The organism is Corynebacterium sp. MSK035, assembly GCF_030232615.1.
GTDB lineage: Bacteria > Actinomycetota > Actinomycetes > Mycobacteriales > Mycobacteriaceae > Corynebacterium > Corynebacterium jeikeium_D.
This window is the reverse complement of sequence record NZ_JASPJP010000015.1, coordinates 35,273-53,607: the sequence shown is the minus strand read 5'-3', so window position 1 is coordinate 53,607 and position 18,335 is coordinate 35,273. Positions and strand designations below refer to the sequence as shown.

General features: G+C 58.8%; 19 protein-coding genes and 1 riboswitch. Of the genes, 11 read left to right on the top strand and 8 right to left on the bottom strand.

The genetic code is table 11. The features are described 5' to 3' along the window. Positions 1-113 precede the first annotated feature (113 nt). The gene (locus QP978_RS09220) at positions 114-371 is read right to left on the bottom strand and encodes a tyrosine-type recombinase/integrase (RefSeq protein WP_016421438.1); all 258 of its coding nucleotides are present in this window, start codon (positions 369-371) and stop codon (positions 114-116) included. A gap of 329 nt (positions 372-700) precedes the next feature. On the opposite strand from QP978_RS09220, the gene QP978_RS09215 reads away from it, so the two are divergent. Together QP978_RS09215 and QP978_RS09210 are read left to right on the top strand one after the other, a co-directional pair. Continuing rightward, positions 701-1,273: a TetR/AcrR family transcriptional regulator gene (locus QP978_RS09215; RefSeq protein WP_016421437.1), complete on the top strand. Its 573-nt coding sequence runs from the start codon at positions 701-703 to the stop codon at positions 1,271-1,273. Then, entirely contained in the window at positions 1,273-1,635 is a 363-nt protein-coding gene (locus QP978_RS09210; RefSeq protein WP_016421436.1) for a DoxX family protein, read from the top strand. The genes QP978_RS09215 and QP978_RS09210 overlap by 1 nt, the downstream gene beginning before the upstream one ends. 814 nt (positions 1,636-2,449) lie before the next feature. On the opposite strand, the gene QP978_RS09205 is transcribed toward QP978_RS09210, so the two are convergent. Continuing rightward, positions 2,450-3,952 carry a hypothetical protein gene (locus QP978_RS09205; RefSeq protein WP_016421435.1) on the bottom strand — a complete coding sequence of 501 codons (1,503 nt, stop codon included), beginning with the start codon at positions 3,950-3,952 and terminating at the stop codon, positions 2,450-2,452. A gap of 567 nt (positions 3,953-4,519) precedes the next feature. Here QP978_RS09205 and QP978_RS09200 point away from each other — a divergent pair. Both QP978_RS09200 and QP978_RS09195 read left to right on the top strand, forming a co-directional pair. Beyond that, the gene (locus tag QP978_RS09200) at positions 4,520-4,894 is read left to right on the top strand and encodes a hypothetical protein (RefSeq protein WP_016421434.1); all 375 of its coding nucleotides are present in this window, start codon (positions 4,520-4,522) and stop codon (positions 4,892-4,894) included. A 138-nt stretch (positions 4,895-5,032) separates the two neighbouring features. Next, entirely contained in the window at positions 5,033-5,875 is an 843-nt protein-coding gene (locus tag QP978_RS09195; RefSeq protein WP_016421433.1) for a PaaI family thioesterase, read from the top strand. A gap of 9 nt (positions 5,876-5,884) precedes the next feature. Here the strand turns inward: QP978_RS09195 and QP978_RS09190 are convergent, their stop codons facing one another. From QP978_RS09190 to QP978_RS09180, 3 genes are all read right to left on the bottom strand, one after another. Next, positions 5,885-6,658 (bottom strand): alpha/beta fold hydrolase, encoded by a 774-nt coding sequence (locus QP978_RS09190; protein ID WP_016421432.1) that lies wholly within the window; start codon positions 6,656-6,658, stop codon positions 5,885-5,887. Then, positions 6,648-7,367 carry an esterase/lipase family protein gene (locus QP978_RS09185; protein WP_049172143.1) on the bottom strand — a complete coding sequence of 240 codons (720 nt, stop codon included), beginning with the start codon at positions 7,365-7,367 and terminating at the stop codon, positions 6,648-6,650. Before QP978_RS09185 ends, QP978_RS09190 begins: the two co-directional genes overlap by 11 nt. Before the next feature lie 170 nt (positions 7,368-7,537). Further along, complete coding sequence (locus QP978_RS09180) at positions 7,538-7,960, bottom strand: HIT family protein (protein ID WP_049172147.1); 423 nt, start codon at positions 7,958-7,960, stop codon at positions 7,538-7,540. 80 nt (positions 7,961-8,040) lie between these two features. On the opposite strand from QP978_RS09180, the gene purD reads away from it, so the two are divergent. The 3 genes from purD to QP978_RS09165 all read left to right on the top strand — a co-directional run bounded on the left by purD (position 8,041) and on the right by QP978_RS09165 (position 11,654). Further along, complete coding sequence (purD, locus tag QP978_RS09175; RefSeq protein WP_049172166.1) at positions 8,041-9,315, top strand: phosphoribosylamine--glycine ligase; 1,275 nt, start codon at positions 8,041-8,043, stop codon at positions 9,313-9,315. A 239-nt stretch (positions 9,316-9,554) separates the two neighbouring features. Further along, entirely contained in the window at positions 9,555-10,682 is a 1,128-nt protein-coding gene (locus tag QP978_RS09170; RefSeq protein WP_049172167.1) for an aminotransferase class I/II-fold pyridoxal phosphate-dependent enzyme, read from the top strand. Between the two features lie 816 nt (positions 10,683-11,498). Continuing rightward, positions 11,499-11,654 carry a hypothetical protein gene (locus QP978_RS09165; RefSeq protein WP_162837147.1) on the top strand — a complete coding sequence of 52 codons (156 nt, stop codon included), beginning with the start codon at positions 11,499-11,501 and terminating at the stop codon, positions 11,652-11,654. Positions 11,655-11,720: 66 nt separating this feature from the next. Here the strand turns inward: QP978_RS09165 and trpB are convergent, their stop codons facing one another. Then, complete coding sequence (gene trpB, locus QP978_RS09160; RefSeq protein WP_065421660.1) at positions 11,721-13,046, bottom strand: tryptophan synthase subunit beta; 1,326 nt, start codon at positions 13,044-13,046, stop codon at positions 11,721-11,723. 420 nt (positions 13,047-13,466) lie between these two features. Between trpB and QP978_RS09155 the strand changes: the two genes are divergently transcribed. Together QP978_RS09155 and QP978_RS09150 are read left to right on the top strand one after the other, a co-directional pair. After that, positions 13,467-14,897: a TrkH family potassium uptake protein gene (locus QP978_RS09155; protein WP_284857097.1), complete on the top strand. Its 1,431-nt coding sequence runs from the start codon at positions 13,467-13,469 to the stop codon at positions 14,895-14,897. Beyond that, positions 14,890-15,591 (top strand): potassium channel family protein, encoded by a 702-nt coding sequence (locus tag QP978_RS09150; RefSeq protein WP_284857096.1) that lies wholly within the window; start codon positions 14,890-14,892, stop codon positions 15,589-15,591. Before QP978_RS09155 ends, QP978_RS09150 begins: the two co-directional genes overlap by 8 nt. Before the next feature lie 10 nt (positions 15,592-15,601). Here QP978_RS09150 and QP978_RS09145 read toward each other — a convergent pair whose 3' ends face one another. Next, complete coding sequence (locus tag QP978_RS09145) at positions 15,602-15,943, bottom strand: cupin domain-containing protein (protein ID WP_070603954.1); 342 nt, start codon at positions 15,941-15,943, stop codon at positions 15,602-15,604. A 4-nt stretch (positions 15,944-15,947) separates the two neighbouring features. Next, entirely contained in the window at positions 15,948-16,706 is a 759-nt protein-coding gene (locus tag QP978_RS09140; RefSeq protein ID WP_284857095.1) for a thiamine phosphate synthase, read from the bottom strand. Between the two features lie 70 nt (positions 16,707-16,776). Continuing rightward, a riboswitch (TPP riboswitch) is annotated at positions 16,777-16,899 on the top strand. Between QP978_RS09140 and thiO the strand changes: the two genes are divergently transcribed. Both thiO and thiS read left to right on the top strand, forming a co-directional pair. Continuing rightward, positions 16,886-18,082, top strand: coding sequence for a glycine oxidase ThiO (thiO, locus tag QP978_RS09135; RefSeq protein WP_425394741.1), 1,197 nt, complete (start codon positions 16,886-16,888; stop codon positions 18,080-18,082). Its footprint overlaps the riboswitch before it by 14 nt. Before the next feature lie 13 nt (positions 18,083-18,095). After that, positions 18,096-18,329, top strand: coding sequence for a sulfur carrier protein ThiS (gene thiS / locus QP978_RS09130; RefSeq protein WP_069359124.1), 234 nt, complete (start codon positions 18,096-18,098; stop codon positions 18,327-18,329). The last annotated feature ends 6 nt before the right edge of the window (positions 18,330-18,335 follow it).

The following is an 18,335-nucleotide window of genomic DNA, read 5'->3' as shown; positions in this document are numbered from 1 at the left end:
GCTATTCTTTGGTGATTTGTGGTGTGTGGTCTGGGGTTATGGTGGCATGCGGACACACTTTTCTTTACTTAACCCGCCAAGAGGGCGCAGGGGCGGCGGCAGGAGGGCAGCGACTAGCCGCCGAAAATTGCCAGCGCGTCGGCAGCGAACGCTTCAATGATTGCGGAGTTGTCAACATCTCCCGCGCGGTTGATGTAGGCGGCCTCCGTAGTCGAGGCGGAGGCATGGCCCAGTTGCAAGGTGGCCAGCGCCGCGTTGCCCGTTGCAGCCATGGCGGTCGCTACCGTGTGACGGAGGTCGTGATAGGAAATCACCGCAGGCAGCAGCTCCCGGTCGGCCTGCGCCACATCGTCGCCGGCGAGGTGCGGCAAGCCTGCCCATGTTAGAGCCCGGCCAGAGTTTTGCCAGGGTGGGGGTATGTGCCGGATGGGTCGTCACGCATAGGCAGTACCCGCGTCGTCGGTGCCCCTGTCGTGCGTTGGCCGTGGAACAAGCTCGTAGGCTTATCGGCCAAGCGCTCGGCAATCCTTGAGTCTATTGGCCCGAGAAGCTGGTCTGGCAAAAACATGTAGGTGTGTGACGATCAGCTATAACTTTCCTCCTTGTAAGCAGGAAACCCGCTCGCCTCTCATGACAGCAATGTACTTGGATAACCACATCGCTACTTGACCGTAGATTGATGTAGCGATACGATTTGAACATGTTCAGTGAACAAGTTCAATCAAGTCGTGCTACTCAAAAGGAGGCGACGCGCAATAAAGTCTTGGATACCGCCTATGCCCTTTTTGTGTCAGTCGGGTACGCGGATACAAATGTGCGTGCCATCGCGCAGAAAGCTAACGTCAGCGTTGGAACCGTTATGAACGTCGGGAGCAAGCAGTCGCTGTTGATTCAGACCATCGGACATCGAATCACCGTCATGCACGATGAGCTCCGTGGACAATCAGACAACCTTCTCGACGTTCTCGCTCCTTTCCTGAAAATGTTTACTGGGCAGGAAGAATTATCGAAAGCGTATGGCGCTGCCCTAATCACACAGGGAGACAACGGAGAGATTCTCAACGAGCTTCGAACTCTCTTGGTAGATGAAATCGTGTTGCGCCTAGGCAATATGCTCCCTAAAGATGACGCTAAAGAGTTCGCGACAATCCTTTACAACATTTATCTTGGGTTGCTTCTTGGCTGGGCTGCCGGTGCATACGACACCGACGAACTATCCATTCACGCGAACAGTTCCATCTCCCGTCTTAAAATCGCGTACGGAGTAAAATAATGATTCTCGAATCTTCGCCTGCTTGGCCCTCCATCATTCTTGCAGCCATTTTGTTCGGAGACGCGGTACTCTCGCTCAAACCCGTAGCATTCATCGAGGCCTGCCTCAGAGGAGTACGACTTCCTACAGAGTGGTGGTGGGCTCTTATCGTTATCAAGTGCCTAGCAGCAAGTGGACTCATTATTGGGCTCTGGATACCAGGCATTGGAATAGCGACGATGGTTGGAGTCATTGCCTACTTCTGCACCGCAGCAATCGCACATATCCGAGCCAAGTTTCTAGGTAGCGAGTTTTGGGTCAATTGCTTAGGGATGCTCGCTATTTCACTAGGCGCTCTCATTGCGACACTATTGATAGCCTGAAACGACCAATTTACCAATTGTGTTCGCCCATTGAGGGGCGCCGTTGCCCGCGCCGGGCGGCTTGCCGCGGGTGCCTGGGACCCGCTAGCCGCCTACCGCCTCGCCGGCCTGTCGAAGGGTATGAGCGTCTGCCTCGGTGCAGAAGGCATGACAAAGCCCTAGCTGATGGGTCGGGGTTGTGGGATTTGCAGAGTGGCGGGCTGCTGCGGGACTGGTAGATAGGCGTCCAGCTCTTCGACGGGTATCTGCGGTACTGCATCCGAGATACCAGTGGCGAGCGCTGCGCGACTGGGCCCGCGCCGGGATGTCACACCCGACGACGTGGGGTGGCAGGAGCAGTAACCGGAATTGAGGGGTTGGGGGCAATCCCAGTCCATTTTTATGCGTGGGGGGGGTAGGGGTGCGACGGGCAGGGGTTGCTGGGGCAAGGGGTGTGTGGCCCCTAGTCGACACCGTGTAGCCACCGCCGGTTAAGTCTTGTACTCAGGCTGTGGCGTATGTCCAGCTGCGGGTCTACTTCGGAAAACTCCGCACTTCCCCAAAGACTTTCCTCAAAAACTAGTAGGGGAGGTGTCCCTGTGTGGCGCGAGAAACGGCTTTGACAGGCATAAATGGCATTATAGGTCAAACCTTTACAGGGTACCCTAACGGTAGGTTACGGGTTCGAGTCCCGTTTCCGGCTCCAAAACTCCAGGTCAGGAAGTTTTCCGGCCTGGGGTTCTTTGGTTTAAAGGGGAAAATGTAGGGGTTAAGTAGCGTGAGGGGTGAAATCGTCTAACAGAACGTCCGCATCCCCTCTGTCCCGTAAGTCGGCTTAGAAGCTGGAAGAACCGCCTGAACCGGAAAACCCTGAGCTAAACCCGCTGTTGACGCCACCGCTACTGGAAGAGCTGTCGCGGGCAGTGGTGGCATCGCTATCCCAGGTGCTCACGACATAGAAGGGCACGTAGCCGTGGTAGCCAGAGCCAGCGAAGAAATCAGAGTCGTAGATGCGCGTGCGCTCGGGGCGCTCGTCGGCCTCATTGCGCTTCTGCAGCTGGGACTGCACGTGCTCCGACAAGAGCGCGGAGCGATCCAAGAGTTCTAGGTAGCGCTCCATGAACTGCGGATGGTGTGGTTCCTTGGATAATTCAGTGGCGGCATCTTCCAACTCCTTCGCGTGGCGCTCAAGCGCCGAGTCGATGCTTGCGGCCAAGTAGCCTGCCTGTGCCAGATCCTTCTCCAGCTCGTAGAGTTCATAGCGGCGAGCATCCGCATCAGCGTTCTCAATGCGGTGCAGCTTTTCAATATTGGCCTCAGCGGTTTCCACGCGCTCGCACAGTTGGCGCGCGTTGGCGATGAGCTCGGAGTGTGAGCGGAATTGCTCATCTGGCGCATCCGCCGGAATCGACATGAGGAAACCAACCTGGCTATCGATTGCTAGGAAGTCATCGCGCAAACCCTCCCAGTCCTGGCGCAGGCGCTCATCCACCAGCCCTGATTGGAGCGAGTGCGCTCGAATATCAATCTCCCTTAGCCGTTGCGCCACATCGGTGTAGGTCTGCGACACGTAGTCCCAGTCCTCGCGTGCCTGCTGTGTCTTCTTCTGCCGGCTGCGGCGTACACCGCCGGCGAGGCCGACACCAGCGCCGCCAACGCTCAGGCCCGCCACCCCGAGGCCAACGGCCGCCGCCATCCGGTCCTCTTTTGCGCCCTCGTACTGAGTATCCGCAGCACGGTCTACGTCGATTGCAGCCGCTGCGCCAGCAAAGAGGCCAGCAGGAATGTTGTCATCCCGCACGCCCGGCTTAATTGCTTCGATGGACTGTTTCAGATGGCTGTCATTCTTGCGTAGCTTCATTTGAGCAGCCACGTCCTCACCCGCGAAGACGAAGGCTTGGCGCGGATCAAGGCCCACGCCGACGAAGACCTGGCCATCAGCAAACTTATCCTTGCCGATGAGCTCCTGGTGGTTATCGCGCAGGTACTCCTCTACGGAGTCATTAACGTTTTCCTTGTTCTCGGCAAAGACCATGTAGTGCAGCCCTTGGACCACGTCAGGGGCGGCGATCCGGGAGACATCGCGAAGCATGCGCTGTTCTTCCTCCGGGGTGAGCACATCGTCTGAGTCCATGATGTCAGCCTGCACCTCACGCTGCGCGGGCTGCATGACGTAGTCAGAGCGCTCGGGCGAATCAAAGACCGCCAAGCAGGTGCCCGCACCGACACCTCCGAGAAGCAGGCCGCCCACTGCTGCTGCGCCGATGATGGCACCGATGGAGGTCACTTTGGGGCCGCGGTTGGATGCAAAAGGTTTAATATCGCGAGAGTCGGTCACGGTGATTCTCCTATTCGCGAGCGATCGGCCCCGCCAATTTTATCCGGTTTAAGGAGGTCGGGCGGGGAACAAAGGGTGCGTTTGAAGACTGATTAAAGGGCAAATGCCTGTCGGGGGCTGGGGCGGGGGAATTTTCTTTCACTTATGCGCACGTTGTCGGAAGTCCCGGTCAACATATGGATGAGCTATTCACTTATGGCCACGCTGCTGCGTATCGATAGGTGAATATTGCATCGATAGGACAGCGCAACGCCGCCAGCAGGACAGCGCAACGCCGACAGCAGGACAGCGCAACGCCGACAGCCGGAAAATCACAGGCCACGGAGCTTTCACATCTGCAACTCTAGCCCCACGCTTCACAGGGGTTACATGCGCATGTAAAGTGGACTTTGTTCTTAAGTCATAAGCGTCGATAGGGCTGGTCTCGGGGAAGGGCCTGCGCTATGGGCGCTTTTGGCATTTTTCTGCAAAACCTTCCAGAAAACCCCACAAGCTGGGGTGATTTCTCCGAGAAAAATATTCTACGATAGAGCCATGTCAGAGGTGCTCTTTGTCAGTAGTTCAAACATGGGACTCTCACGCGTACTAGAAGGGCTGCTGCGGCAAGCTGCCCCAGGCCTGACAGTGTTGTCAGCAGGTATCAGCATCGATGATGATGACCGCGGTCTGGATGAAGACGCGCGGCGTGCGCTCTGTGAGGTGGGGGCACGGTGCGATGGCGATCCTCATCAACTCACGCCGTCTCTCGCAGACAGTGCGGATGTGGTCATTGTTGTGGGGAAAATCGACGTTTCGGACTACATCGCGCCAGATGTAGAGACTGAGCGCTGGGAATATGATGACCCAGCTGACCGCGGGATTTATGGTTATTCCCGCTACGCGGAATTGCGGGATTTCTTCACTCTGCGCGTCAATACGCTGGCGGAACGGTTTGCTGCCTAAATAGTCGCTGAAATAGTCGCTGTCTTAATAAAAGGTGGGGCGCGGGAACCGTCGTAAAGCATGTGCTGAAGCTGACACACTTTTGTTTTCTGACAATAATGCCCGCGTTCGCCCGGTCAACACCTAATGTAAGTAGTTATGTCTATTGGTCCATCGCTGCGACGCACCCTGTACAAACTTGCTGAGAAAGAGATGTCCCCGGCTAAGGCAAAGTTCTTGCTGAACATTTGGCCGCCGCTGTTTGGCACCGGCATCCGTATCACTGAGATTGCGGATGACTGGTCTGAGGGGCGATTGGAGCTGCGCCTAAACGCTCTGACTGCGAATATGCATGGCGCGGCATTTGGCGGTGCACTGTTTTCGATGACGGATGTGCTGTTTGGCACGCTGGTTATGCAGCGTCTGGATGTCAAGAAGTACGAGGCGTGGACGCGAACTGGGTCGTTTGAATTTATCCGGCCGGGTAAGAATGGTGCGTACCTTGAGGTAGAGGTGCCGGATGAGATGGTCGAAAAGCTTAAGGCCGAAACTGAAGGTGGCTATTCGACGGTCGTTCCATACACCTCTGTAATCCGAAACCGCGATGGCTCCCTGGTCGGTATTGGTCAGCAGGAGCTCTACGTGCGCCGTCGTGGTCGTAAGAAGCCGCCGGCCAATCCGAACCAGCAGGATTGTGTTGCCGGTGAGAACCTCATCTCTGCTGCTCGCACTCTTGCACGGCTGGGGATGCGCGGGGTGGAAAACCGTGATGTGCTCGTCCAGCAGGAACGCACCGCACGACGCTGCATTTCACCAGAGTCGCGTGCAGTCGCATGGCTCCACGGGGTCCTCGAGTACGGCGATGTCACTGTCGACGACTACCGCGCCGCAGGGCTTCCCGACGTCGTCATCGAGGCCCTCACCTCCGATAACCCCTCGCCAGCCGCGCAGCAGCTGCTTGCGGATGTCGTCACCGCGCGCGAGTCGCTGACCAAGTTCTAGGTCGAAGCTCTACGCCAATAGCCGAGTGATCAGTTCGATCACTTCGGGGTCTGTTTGCTGCTTCCAATGCGCAACAGACCTGCCCTCCAGCTCGGTTTCGAGCAAAACAGCTCGACTGTCCGGCAGGAAGCTCTGCGCGGTATCGGACCACGGAATGACCAGGTTGTCATGGTGGCTGATGACATTAATCCAGTCAGGTGTGGCTGCCTTGCGCCTTCGGAGGTGTGGGGCAGTGTTGGCTGCAGGAAGTTCATATTGTCCTGCCGCTACCGCAATTTGATCGGCTAAAGCCTGTCCCATTAGCCAGCGGGCAGGAGCCCCATTCCACCAGCCCAAAATGCGGGAGATCTCAGTCAGATTTACACCGCCGACAGAGCCCGACACACTGATGACACGTCGAAACGAAAAACGCTCGCATTCATGGTTTGCAAGACGCGTAAACAGCAGGAAAGCCAGTAGCCCACCCTGCGAGTGAGCCACAATATCGACCGTGTCCGAGTTCGTTTCAGTGCAGACTCCGTTGATATAGGCCTCGACTTCGGCGACAGAATCTACGAGGGCAGCAGTGCCACGGTCTCCGTAGGCCGGTACATAGACTCGGCGGCCGCGGGCACGGAGTCCGTCGGCAAGCGGTGCCCACGCGCCGGGACTATCGAGCGTGCCATGAAGTGCGATAACCGGAACGGGGTCTCTGAGGTCCCCCGACGCTGGACTTGGATTTGGCAGGGACGGATGTGCGGCTGTCGGTGGGAAAATCCGCGTTAGGAGCGGTCTATTCCGCATGCTCGATTGGGTCAAAATCCTCGCCTACCAGCTTGAATAGTGCCTCGCGAGTAAGCGCGCGGGGGCGCCAATCGTGCGCCATCTGCTCATGCAAAACGATGGCTTGAGGGAACGTGTCCTGCACATAGAGATTGGTGACCATGCCTGTGTCACCATCATCCAAGAAACAGGACTGTGGAGGGGAAATGAGCTGGTCATACTTGGTGGCAATGCAGGTGTAAGTAACACCGGGACCGAGGATATCGTGGGAATTGGAGTTCAAAACCATCTTTGAACCCGTGAGCTGTTCCAAACCGGAAACGCCCCAATAGCTCTGCACAAAGTTGCTCATCAGCGACTTTGTGCCGGGGATCTTAGTGATACTGGAAGCGATGCCGCCCAGATTGGTGCCGTGATTGGGCGCGGCAAGGCAGACAACATGCTTGATGTACTTGGAAATGCGCAGAGAAAGCAGGGTGGCAATTAAGCCGCCTTGCGAGTGCCCCACGATAACGGCGTGCTTTGCGTCAGTGGCGTGCAGGACAGCCTTGATGTAAGGCACGAGCATGTCGATGGACTGATTGATGGGGTCTGTTGCACGGTGCCCAAAATCTGGCGCGAAGACAGCCCAGCCATCCTCCCGTAACTGACCGCCGAGGGTCTCCCAAATGCCCTTGACCTGGCCTGTTCCATGCAGGAGGATGACCGGCCACGGCCGGGATTTGGACACTTTGGCTCCCCAGTTATCTTCGAAAACACCGCGCAGCGGACGGAAGATGGCATAGGGGAGCGATGCTGATCCTTCAGCTGCAGCCGGTTGTTGCGCCTCCGGTTCCTGCGCTTCAGGGGCAGGGACTACCGGAAGTTGTTCTTCCCGAAAATCCTCGTTTGAAGCGGCGATTAGCGCACCAACTTTCCGTCTTCGTCAGTCCCGAGGGCCTTCCGTAGCTTGGCGGCGGCCTCATCCATGGACTCTGCGGAAGGATTGCGATCTACCGACTGTAGGTTGTACCCGGACATATCGTGGGCAGGGAAGATATGAATGTGCGTGTGCGGAACCTCGAAGCCGGCGATGAGGTAGCCAGCACGCGGAGCGTCAAAAGCGGAGACAACAGCCTGACCAACCTTCTGGGCAACCTCATTGAGGTGGGCCCATAGCTCAGGCGAGGCGTCCGTCCACTTGTCCACCTCTTCAACAGGGACGACCAGCGTATGACCAGGCGCAATTGGCTCGATGGTCAAAAATGCGACGACCTTGTCATCGCGGTAGACAAAACGACCGGGGAGTTCACCGTTGATGATTTTGGTAAATACTGTGCTCATGTGCCAAGGGTAACCCGAATAGCGGATTGAGGGGTTGGGTGCGATGAGAGTTATCCGGGCTGATTAGTAAGATGATTGCTATGCGCATCCTCGTAATTGGCTCCGGTGCCCGTGAGCACGCCCTGTTGTACGCAATGAGTAAGGACCCGCAGGCTACTGATCTTCACGTAGCCCCTGGTAATGCGGGTATGAGTGAAATTGCAACCATGCATCCACTGGTCGTGGATGACCCCGCTGGCGCTGTTGCGCTGGCCAAGGAAATTGGGGCCGATTTGGTTGTTATTGGCCCTGAGGTTCCGCTGGTCGCGGGTGTGGCAGACGCGCTGCGCGACGCTGGTTTCGCAGTCTTCGGACCGAACGCTGACGCAGCTCGGATTGAGGGGTCCAAGGCTTTCGCTAAGGACGTCATGAAGGCAGCTGGGGTAAAGACCGCCTCGGCAGAGGCCATCCAGCCGGAGGCCTCCGACGAAGACATCGAGGCCGCCATTGACCGCTTTGGCCCGAACTGGGTCGTGAAGGATGACGGTCTGGCTGCTGGCAAGGGAGTCGTGGTCACTAAGGACCGCGCTGAAGCTCTCGAACACGCAAAGGCTGTTCTGGCCGCCGGTAACCCGGTGCTGCTGGAGTCCTTCCTGGACGGCCCGGAAGTTTCCCTGTTCTGCCTGGTCGACGGCGAAATCGTCGTCCCGCTGTTGCCGGCTCAGGACCACAAGCGCGTCGGTAATAACGACGAGGGGCCGAACACCGGTGGCATGGGTGCTTACAGCCCGCTGTCCTGGCTGCCGGAAGGCGCAACTGAGCGCATTGTCACCGAGGTCTGCGAGCCGGTCGCTCGTGAGATGGCCGCTCGCGGTTGCCCGTTCCAGGGTCTGCTGTACGCAGGTCTGGCCTGGGGCGAGGACGGCCCGGCTGTCATTGAGTTCAACTGCCGTTTCGGTGACCCGGAGACCCAGGCCGTGCTGGCGCTGCTGGAGTCCCCGGTGGCGCAGCTGCTCAACGCCGCTGCTACCGGAACATTGGCGGACTTCGGTCCGCTGTCTTGGCGTGATGGTTACGCTCTGACTGTTGTGCTGGCCGCTGAAGGCTACCCGGTGTCGACGCGCACGGGTGATGTCATTGAAGGTGCAGAGCCTGGCCGTGAGGCAGATGGCATTCTCCACGCAGGTACTGCCCGCAATGCTGCGGGTGAGCTGGTCTCCGCTGGTGGCCGTGTGCTCAACGTCATCGGCGTTGGTGACACGCTGGAAGAGGCCCGCGACAAGGCGTACGAGACCATCAAGACCATTAAGCTCGAGGGCTCGCACTACCGCACCGACATTGCACTACCTGCAGTTGAGGGCCGTATTTCCATCTAAATAATGCTTGAGGTGGTCCGGCTGCACTCGGATGCCTCACTGGTGCACCCACCCGGGATGAACTGGATTTCCCGGGTGGCCTCGGCGGCTGCAAAGATGAAGGTATGCACGCCGAATCTCCGCAGTCGCCAAAGTCGTCGCAGTCACCGCAGCCGTTAAACTCCTCGCAGTCACCGCAGGCATCCCAGCCCCAGCGCGACCTAGCATCCCGCCGTTGTGAGGTCGCACCCTTCCATGTGATGGATGTTCTCGCGCTCGCACAGGAGCGTCAGCGCACTCACGGTGACGCTCTATTCCTCTGCGTGGGACAGCCCGCGACCGCGGCCCCGGCTGCCGCGATTGCCCGTGCGCGTGCTGATTTAGAAAATCAGGTTCTGGGCTACACAGCGGCCGTCGGCACGCCTGAGCTGCGTGCAACCATCGCCGCCTGGCATCGTGAAAACTACGGCACGGCCACGGAAGCCGCTGATGTTGTCATCACTACCGGTTCTTCCGGCGGTTTCGTAGCGCTCTTCCTCGCAGCCCTCGATGTTGGCGACGACATCGTGCTCGCGCGCCCGGGCTATCCCGCATACCGCAATACGCTGCAGGCGCTCGGCGCCAACATTGTCGAGATTGACTGTGGTCCTGAGACTCGTTTCCAACTCACCGCCCAACACCTGGAGGCACTTCCGCGCGTGCCCAAGGCCGTGATTGTCACCAGCCCGGACAACCCCACTGGCACCATTATCGATGCCGACGAGCTGCGTGCCATTGCGAAGTGGTGTGAGCAGCACGATTGCCTGCTCATTTCCGACGAGATTTATCACGGCATTACTTATGGCCGACAGTGTGCGTCTGCACGCGAGTTCTCCGACGCGGCGGTCGTGGTCGGCAGTGTCAGTAAGTACTTCTCGATGACCGGCTGGCGCGTTGGCTGGCTAATCGTTCCCAAGTGGCTGCGTGCGCCGCTTGATCGCCTCGAAGCCAACCTCACTGTCTGTCCACCGGCAATTTCGCAGGCAGCGGCGGTGGAAGCGTTCAGCCCCGAGTCCATTGCCGAGCTCAATTCGCACGTGACGCGTTACGCACGCAACCGCGACGTTTTGCTCGAGGGGCTGCCCCGCGTCGGTCTCGGTAATATCGCCCCACCCGACGGCGGTTTCTATATCTACGCCAATATCGCAGGGCTTTACGACGACCCGAACTCCGTCGACTCCATGACTTGGGCTCGGGAACTGTTGGCCGCAACGGGCGTGGCCGTTGCCCCTGGAATCGACTTCGACACAGAGAACGGCCATCAGTGGGTTCGCCTCTGCTTCGCCGGTGAGACGTCCGAGATGGAAGAGGCTGTTCGGCGTATTGGGGTGTTCACTGATCGTCGTTAAAACGGCTTTTAGTGGCGCTCGCGGTGTGATTTACCTCACCCTTTTAGGGGTGTTTTTCAGTCGGGCGAGATAGGGTGCTCGACGGGCGAATCGCTGCTTTAAACCCTCTACCGACGGTCGCTGGTAGAGCCGATGTTGGGGGCATTCCTGGAAGGGGCCGTTGGGGCTCTGTTTTCTTGATCGCCGGTTTGCTGTAAAGGCGGAAAAACTGCCTCAGATTGAGGGTTCTGTGGCTGCGGTCACATCAAGTGAGGCTGGGGTTGGGTCGATAGTGGGGTGGGGTGGCCTTCGCGGCAGCATCTTTGACAGCCGGCAGCTCTGTCGGTGGTCTATTTCCGCTGGCAGGGGCCCCTTTTTCTTTAATTGTCGATGGGGTTGACCTCTGAGGAACTGGCGGCTATCCCTGCGTGGGGTGACGATTGAGCGCGGTGTGTAACCCACATTCAATGTTGGCTGCAAGCGCTTTTAGTGGGGATAGTTTATGTCTGACCAAAAGAGACTTCCGCGCCCTGTTTTTGGTTGTGTAAAAGCGTGATTTTTGAAGCCGTTATCAACGGCAGTAAAGCGAGGTATGGGGCGGCGTCGAGGGGCGCTGTTTGTGGCTCAGTGCCTGAGCTAAAAAGCGTCCAAAAGTTAACAAAAGGTTAACTAAAAATAAAGTTTAGCGCTTGCCAGGTCTTGTGTTGTCGTCTACGGTTGCAAGTCATAAGTTCCAAACGATTCGATGAAACGACGTTTCAACTGCGGAATCGCAAAGAATCGGTTGGAGAAGTCCAACAATAAAGATCAAAGAGATCTTAAGAGAGGTGACCTCTGATGAACGCATTCAACGAGATTATGGATACTGTGTCCCCGATTTTCCAGGACGGCAAGGAATCCAAGCAGGATGCGCTGGCATCGCTGCTTGCCGAAGCCATCGTGGAGGCGAACCCGAAGCAGGGCATCGCCGCCGACGATCGCCGTGCTGCCTAACAAGAATTAGCTTTGGTCCGATTCCTGCTAGGCAGCTAGTGGGGAAGCAATCCCTACTGGTTATTCCTACTGGTTCAGGAACTCCCGGACCTGCTCCATATCCTTATCACCGCGACCCGACAGGTTCACGAGCAACAGCAAAGGCTCATCGCCTTCGTGAACCGGCAGCCCGAGCTCGCTAACAGCGGCAGGGTCGGTTTCACGGAGTCGCGCAATCTTAATGGCCTGCGCCAGCGCATGCGAGGATTCCATCGCCGGAATAATGCCCTCCATGCGGCTGAGCAGCTGGAACGCTTCCAGCGCCTCCTCGTCGGTAATTCCGACATAGCTGGCGCGGCCATTCTCCTTCAGCATGCCGTGCTCCGGGCCAACAGACGGGTAATCCAAGCCCGCCGAGATGGAGTGCGATGGCAACACCTCGCCGTCGTCGGAAAGCATGACAAATGAGCGCATGCCGTGAAGGACACCAGTCTTGCCCGCATTGATGGGCGCGCCGTGACGGTCGGTGTCGAGACCCTCACCTGCGGGTTCGACGCCAATGAGGGCGACATCGGAGTCGTCGATGTAGTTAGCAAATGCGCCGATGGCGTTGGAGCCGCCACCGACGGCTGCGATGACAGCGTCGGGAAGCTTGCCGTAACGCTCGGCCATCTGACTGCGTGACTCCTCCGAGATGACCTGCTGGAATTCACGCACGATAGTGGGGAATGGGTGCGGTCCGGCGGCTGTGCCCAGCAGGTAGAAAGTGGAGTCGAGAGTCTTGCTCCACTCGACCAGTGCCTCGTCAATAGCATCCTTCAAACCGGCCTCGCCGGTGGTGACGGGAACGACCTTCGCGCCCATGAGCTCCATGCGCTCGACATTGGGGTGCTGGCGGGCGACATCGTGCGCGCCCATGTAAATCTCGCACTCAAGTCCCAGCAGCGCTGCGGCCATCGCGGTGGCCGTGCCGTGCTGGCCTGCGCCCGTCTCAGCAATGAGACGGGTTTTTCCCATGCGCTTTGCCAGCAGCGCCTGGCCGACCACGTTGTTGCCCTTGTGCGCGCCGCCGTGGTTCAAGTCCTCGCGCTTGAGCACAATCGTCGTGTTCGGCGTGGATAGACGTCGGCATTCGAACAGCGGGGTTGCGCGGCCGAGGAAATCGCGACGCAGTTCTTCCAGCTCGTGCTGGAACTCCGGATCGCTCATCGCCTCGATGTAAGCCGCTTCCAGCTCATCGAGTGCTGGCAGCAGGAACTCCGGCACTTCCTGTCCACCGAAGCGACCGAAAAATGCAGGCAAGAGGGTTTCGCGCACCTCGCCCGCGCCGTTAACGCTTGCCGACGGCACCCTGGTTGCAGTCGGTGCTGCAGCCTTGGCGATGGCATCCGCGCTGGGGTTGTAATCAGTCATTGAAGAGAGCCTTTCGTTGCTGTTGTTTATTTCAGCGGGCCCTGGTTCTCTTCGCCGAACCGATAAAAGAAAAGAGCCCGCCAGATTTATCTTCTTGCGAGCTCGTACTTGACGGGTTTGCCGTCGACATTAATGAGATGACGTGACGTTGCTCGCGGACTTAGGCGAGCCACCACCACTGTGCGCCGCACGGCGCGGGTGTGTTCATCAGGGGTGTCATCATGAATCTGACCATAACTCAAGGTTTCCGTAGTAGCCAAAGCGGGGTGGGGTGTGGGGGCGGGGATGGGGCACGAAATGTGTACGGGATATCGCAACTGTGCCTGGGGTGTAGGGCAGTTCCCCTCTAGGTCGGGCATATGCAGAGGCGGAATATCAGCATTCCCCTCGACATCGCTGGCCACGAGGACTAACGTTCCGATGGTGATTACGCTGTCGCGGCAGACCACTAAATCACGTCGGGGAGTTCGTCCCACGACGTTGGTGGTGTGGTGTTATGTCGCCCTCATAACCGTTGGCACGGTTTTGTTAATGCTGCCGATCTCGGCGGCCAATAGCCATCCCACGGGGCATTGTGCCCCGAGCCCTGGGGATATGTGCCTGCCCACCGCGCTATCTGATGCTCTGTTCACAGCCACCTCGGCAACAAGCCTGACCGGACTGATCACTGTAGATACGGCTACCCATTGGTCAACCTTCGGCAAGGTTGTCATCATGCTGTTGATTCAGCTGGGTGGCCTTGGGTTCATGACCTTGGCTTCACTTTTTGGCCTCTTCGTTGCGGGAAGACTCGGCCTTAACCGCCGTGCTGGTGCCCGCGTCGAAGGCCGCGGTATGGACATGGGCGAGATCTCATGGGTTGTCCGTGCTGCCGTTAGCTTCACGCTGTTGGTGGAGTTTGTTGTGGCAGTGGCACTTATGCTGCGGTTCCACCTAGGTTATGGGTACGGCTGGGGGAGAGCTGCGTGGGAGGGCTTGTTCCATGCCATCTCAAGCTTCAACAATGCCGGTTTTGCTCTGTATACGGACAACGTCATTGGGTTCCGCAGTGATGCCTGGATACTTTTGCCGTTGGCCTTCTCTCTTATCGTTGGTGGTCTGGGTTTTTCTGTTCTGCTCGAGGCCTGGCGACACCTGAAAGCGTGGCTTAGTGTCCGCACGCGAGGGCAGTTGCCTAAACGCTGGTCTCTGACTACTCGCTTCACTATCAAAGGCACCATCCTGCTGATTGCTTTGGGCACAATCATGGTGGCATTTGGTGAGCGGTCCAATGCCATGTCTGGATTCACTACAGGGGAGAAGATACTCAACTCATTCTTCGCTAGTGTGAGCCCGCGTACCGCGGGGTTCAACGCGCTCGATTACGCGGACTTCCACCCATCGACACTGCTGGGCACTGACTTCCTCATGTTCATTGGCGGCGGCACCGGTGGTACTGCAGGTGGCGTGAAAATCACGACGTCGGCAGTCATTCTCGCCGCCGTTCTCGCGGAGATTCGCGGTGACACCTCCGTGTCCGTGGCTCGGCGGCGCCTCAATCCAAAGGTGCTGCGTCAGGCCCTCGTCGTTCTTGCATTCGGTATTGGCCAGGTTTTTCTGGCAGTGATCGCCGTCAGTTTCCTAGCGCCACAGTTTTCTACTGATCAAATCCTTTTTGAAGTAGTCAGCGCCTTCGCCACGGTAGGCCTATCCACAGGCATAACCGCTAATCTGCCGGTGGCAGCACAGGCAATCTTCATCGTGCTGATGTTCACCGGACGTGTTGGCCCGATCGCCTTGGCGACGGCCTTGGCCGCCCGCCCACGCCAGCGCATCTACGAATATCCGGAAGAAAGGCCCTTCATTGGCTAACTCGAAATTCAACCCGTTTGCTGGTTTTGCAGAGCACTTCGCCAACCAAGTCAGCTCTTCTCCTGTTGTCATTCTCGGCATGGGGCGTTTCGGACAGGCGCTCGGCGAGGAGCTGGTCGCTGGCGGTATCGAGGTTCTCTGCGTAGACCACCGCGAAAAGGTGGTCCAGGAGCTGTCCTCGACCTTCGACCACGTGGTTACCGCCGACACCACCATGCCGGAAGTACTGAAGCAGCTCGGTGTCGATGAAGCCGAACGCGTGGTCATTGCAATCGGCAGTGATATCGAAGCGTCGTTACTGACCGCGTCCGCGCTGGTGGACATGGATGTACCGCTGATTTGGGCGAAAGCTGATAACCAGGCTCACGCCAAGATTCTGGGCCAGATCGGTGTGCACCATGTCATTCGCCCGGAGGCCGACACTGGCCGTCGTATTGCGCACCTAATCGGCGGCAAGGTCCAGGACTTCCTGGAGTTCGATCGCGACTACGCAGTCGGTAAGGTCGCGCCGCCGATCCATTGCCTGGATAAGACCGTGGCGGAGATTAACCAGAGCGCACCGATTACGGTTGTCGCCGTGCAAAAGCGCGGTCAGCGCTTCCGCCCCGCGCTTGCCGACGACCGCATTACCGCAGGTGACCTATTGATTGTCTCGGGCGCCATTCGGCAGTTGGAGACATTCGCCGGGGAGTAGGCGCTGATTGCTACTTGTCGCCGTGGCTGTCGATTCCGTCGACGCCTGTGACCGTGGTCAGCAAAAACACGGAATCTGTTAGAGCTTTCACGCCATGCTTGACGTGGGTGAGCACTTTGAGATTGCCCTCTGAAATCGTGGTTTCATCGGCACCGGTGATTTCAACTTCGCCAACAAGAACAAGCATCGAGGCTGCGGGCGGCGAGTTATGGGCGGAAAGCTCAGTTCCTTCAGTCAACGCGATGAGAGTCTGGCGCAGCGGACCGTCGTGGACAACAATTTCCGCAGCACGGCCATTACTGTTGCTTTTGGCCTGAGCGAGAAGTTCGTCCTTGTGGGAAAGAATCCTCATGGTCCTAGCTCCTTGGTGAAACCACAGCGCGCAGAGCACGCGCTGCCTCTTCCGGATTCTCCGCCTCGGTCAGTGCGCGAACCACCACAATGCGCTCCGCGCCAGCGGCGATAACTTCGCCGGCGGTCTCGGCATTGATACCGCCGATTGCCCACCATGGCTTGACCGGGTCACTTGCGCCGCGGTCGTGCGGGCGCACAATATCGGCCACGGAATCCTGGTGGGACTCCGCAGAACCCTGTGCACGCGCCCTCCGCACGAGTGCCGCAGCTTCACGGACCATCTCGACTCCGACGGGCTGACGGTCGGGCTTTGTCGGGGTGGCATACACCGGACCGATCACCGCGTAATCGATGCCATCGTCGGCAAGCGAGGCGGCGAACATGTCCAGATTTCGGTTGGAGCGGCCGATGAGAACCTCGGGGCCAACGATCTGGCGGGCCTGCTCGGTGGTGAGGTCTTCCTGACCCACATGCAGGATGTCTGCGCCGGTCAGTGCGGCAATGTCGGCGCGGTCATTGACGGCGAAGAGCTTGCCGTGTTCAGCGGCGACCTCGGCGAGGGTCTCCACAGCGGCAATCTCGTCGCGGGTGTCGACTTTCTTGTCGCGCAGCTGGATGATGTCAGTGCCGCCTTCGTAACAGGCGTGCAGGAATTCGCGCAGATCACCGCGGGATGCGCGCGAGTCGGTGCAGAGGTACAGGCGGGCGTCGGCAAGCAGGGCGCGTCGTGTTGTGCGAGTGGCGGCTGATGAGGCGTTCATGTCCCCATGTTAGGCGAGGTTGGGGATGCGGTGTCGTGGCGGTGAGTCCGAAGTCATATGATGGGGGAGTACCACGTTCCGCGGGAGCCGTACTCGGTATCGATGAGATGCCGCTGGCTGAGAGGGCGAGTAACGCCGACCGCTTTTACCTGATGCGGGTTATGCCGCCGGAGGGAGGAATGGCAGTGAATGCTGCCGCTATGGGTGCCGCCTCGACAAGTGAGGGCGGCACAGGGAATACGTCGTCAAGCGTTGTTATCGCAGGCGCGGGCATTATCGGCTTGGCGACGGCATGGAGACTACTCCGCCAGGGATTCGATGTGACCGTCCTCGATGCCGAGCCCGTTTCCGGCGCAACCTTCGCCGCGGCTGGCATGCTGGCGCCGGTTGCCGAAGTCGTGTGGGATCAGCCGACGCTGTATCCGCTGATGGTGGAATCGGGCAAGCTCTACCGCGACTTTGCCCAGGCCATCGCCGAGGAATCGGGCCACGATGTTGGCTATATCGAGAATTCCACGTTTGTTTGTGCGGGCGATGCCGCTGACCGGCAGACACTCAGCGAGCTCGTTGAGCTGCAGCATGACATGGGCATGGAGATCAACCGCATCACCGCCACCGAGGCGCGCCGGGCAGAACCGGCACTGGGGCCGGGCTGTGTTGGTGCGGTGGATATTCCGGGAGATCACCAGGTCAATCCGCGTCTGCTCGCCGAAGCGTTGCTGACCATTCTGGGAGACCGCGTCATCCGCACCCGCGCGGAAGAGGTTATTTACGCTTCCGATGCCGACCCCCGCCAAGCCATTGGGCTGCGCGGCACGGACGGAAATGACTACCTCGCCGATGAGGTCGTTCTGGCTGCGGGGCTGAACACCGCCGATATGGCCGGTCTGCCGGAGAATCTGAATCTGCCGCTGCGCCCGGTCTATGGAGATGTGCTGCGTCTGCGTGTACCGGAGCGCCTGCAGCCACTGGTCACTCGCACTATTCGCGGTGTGGTTCAGGGGCGTCCGGTTTATATCGTCCCGCGTGCCGACGGCACCGTCGTGCTCGGCGCAACCTCGCGTGAAGATGACCTGACCGGCGTCTCCGCCGAAGGAGTCCACCAGCTACTCCGCGACGCATACCGCCTGGTGCCCGGCATTCTCGACTGCGAAATCTACGAGATGACCGCCCGCGCCCGGCCTGGTTCCCCAGACGATGTCCCCATGATTGGTCGCGTGGCTCCAGGACTGACCGTGTCCACCGGCTACTTCCGTCACGGCATTCTGCTTACGGCCATCGGCTCCAAGCTCACGGCCGATGTCGTCGCAGGTCGGGAAACTGACAACGACCCGGCGCTTCTTTCCGCCGTCAATCCATTCCGCTTCAGCGATTAGAGGAGGCTCGCTTATGTCCACCACAACACTCAATGGCGAAGGCTACACACCGGCTGCGGGGGAGATGGTCGCAGACCTCGTCGCTAAGCACACGGGGCACGCGCTTAACGACGACGGCACTGTCGCGGACGGCACCCGCCTGGGAATCGCGGTAGCCGTGGATGGTGCGGTAATCCCGCGAGCCAAGTGGGCGAGCACGCCCGTGGCAGGCGCCATCGACATCGTGACAGCAGTTCAGGGAGGCTAGAGATGA

Excerpts from the sequence above, each read along its gene's own strand:
- QP978_RS09140 (WP_284857095.1), bottom strand. The coding sequence starts at position 16,706 with ATGAACGCCTCATCAGCCGCCACTCGCACAACACGACGCGCCCTGCTT.
- QP978_RS09145 (WP_070603954.1), bottom strand. The coding sequence starts at position 15,943 with ATGAGGATTCTTTCCCACAAGGACGAACTTCTCGCTCAGGCCAAAAGC.
- QP978_RS09195 (WP_016421433.1), top strand. The coding sequence starts at position 5,033 with ATGTCTATTGGTCCATCGCTGCGACGCACCCTGTACAAACTTGCTGAG.
- QP978_RS09210 (WP_016421436.1), top strand. The coding sequence starts at position 1,273 with ATGATTCTCGAATCTTCGCCTGCTTGGCCCTCCATCATTCTTGCAGCC.
- thiO (WP_425394741.1), top strand. The coding sequence starts at position 16,886 with ATGGCAGTGAATGCTGCCGCTATGGGTGCCGCCTCGACAAGTGAGGGC.
- QP978_RS09190 (WP_016421432.1), bottom strand. The coding sequence starts at position 6,658 with ATGCGGAATAGACCGCTCCTAACGCGGATTTTCCCACCGACAGCCGCA.
- QP978_RS09170 (WP_049172167.1), top strand. The coding sequence starts at position 9,555 with ATGGATGTTCTCGCGCTCGCACAGGAGCGTCAGCGCACTCACGGTGAC.
- trpB (WP_065421660.1), bottom strand. The coding sequence starts at position 13,046 with ATGACTGATTACAACCCCAGCGCGGATGCCATCGCCAAGGCTGCAGCA.
- QP978_RS09165 (WP_162837147.1), top strand. The coding sequence starts at position 11,499 with ATGAACGCATTCAACGAGATTATGGATACTGTGTCCCCGATTTTCCAG.
- QP978_RS09215 (WP_016421437.1), top strand. The coding sequence starts at position 701 with ATGTTCAGTGAACAAGTTCAATCAAGTCGTGCTACTCAAAAGGAGGCG.
- QP978_RS09155 (WP_284857097.1), top strand. The coding sequence starts at position 13,467 with ATGGTGATTACGCTGTCGCGGCAGACCACTAAATCACGTCGGGGAGTT.
- QP978_RS09180 (WP_049172147.1), bottom strand. The coding sequence starts at position 7,960 with ATGAGCACAGTATTTACCAAAATCATCAACGGTGAACTCCCCGGTCGT.
- thiS (WP_069359124.1), top strand. The coding sequence starts at position 18,096 with ATGTCCACCACAACACTCAATGGCGAAGGCTACACACCGGCTGCGGGG.
- QP978_RS09200 (WP_016421434.1), top strand. The coding sequence starts at position 4,520 with ATGGGACTCTCACGCGTACTAGAAGGGCTGCTGCGGCAAGCTGCCCCA.
- purD (WP_049172166.1), top strand. The coding sequence starts at position 8,041 with ATGCGCATCCTCGTAATTGGCTCCGGTGCCCGTGAGCACGCCCTGTTG.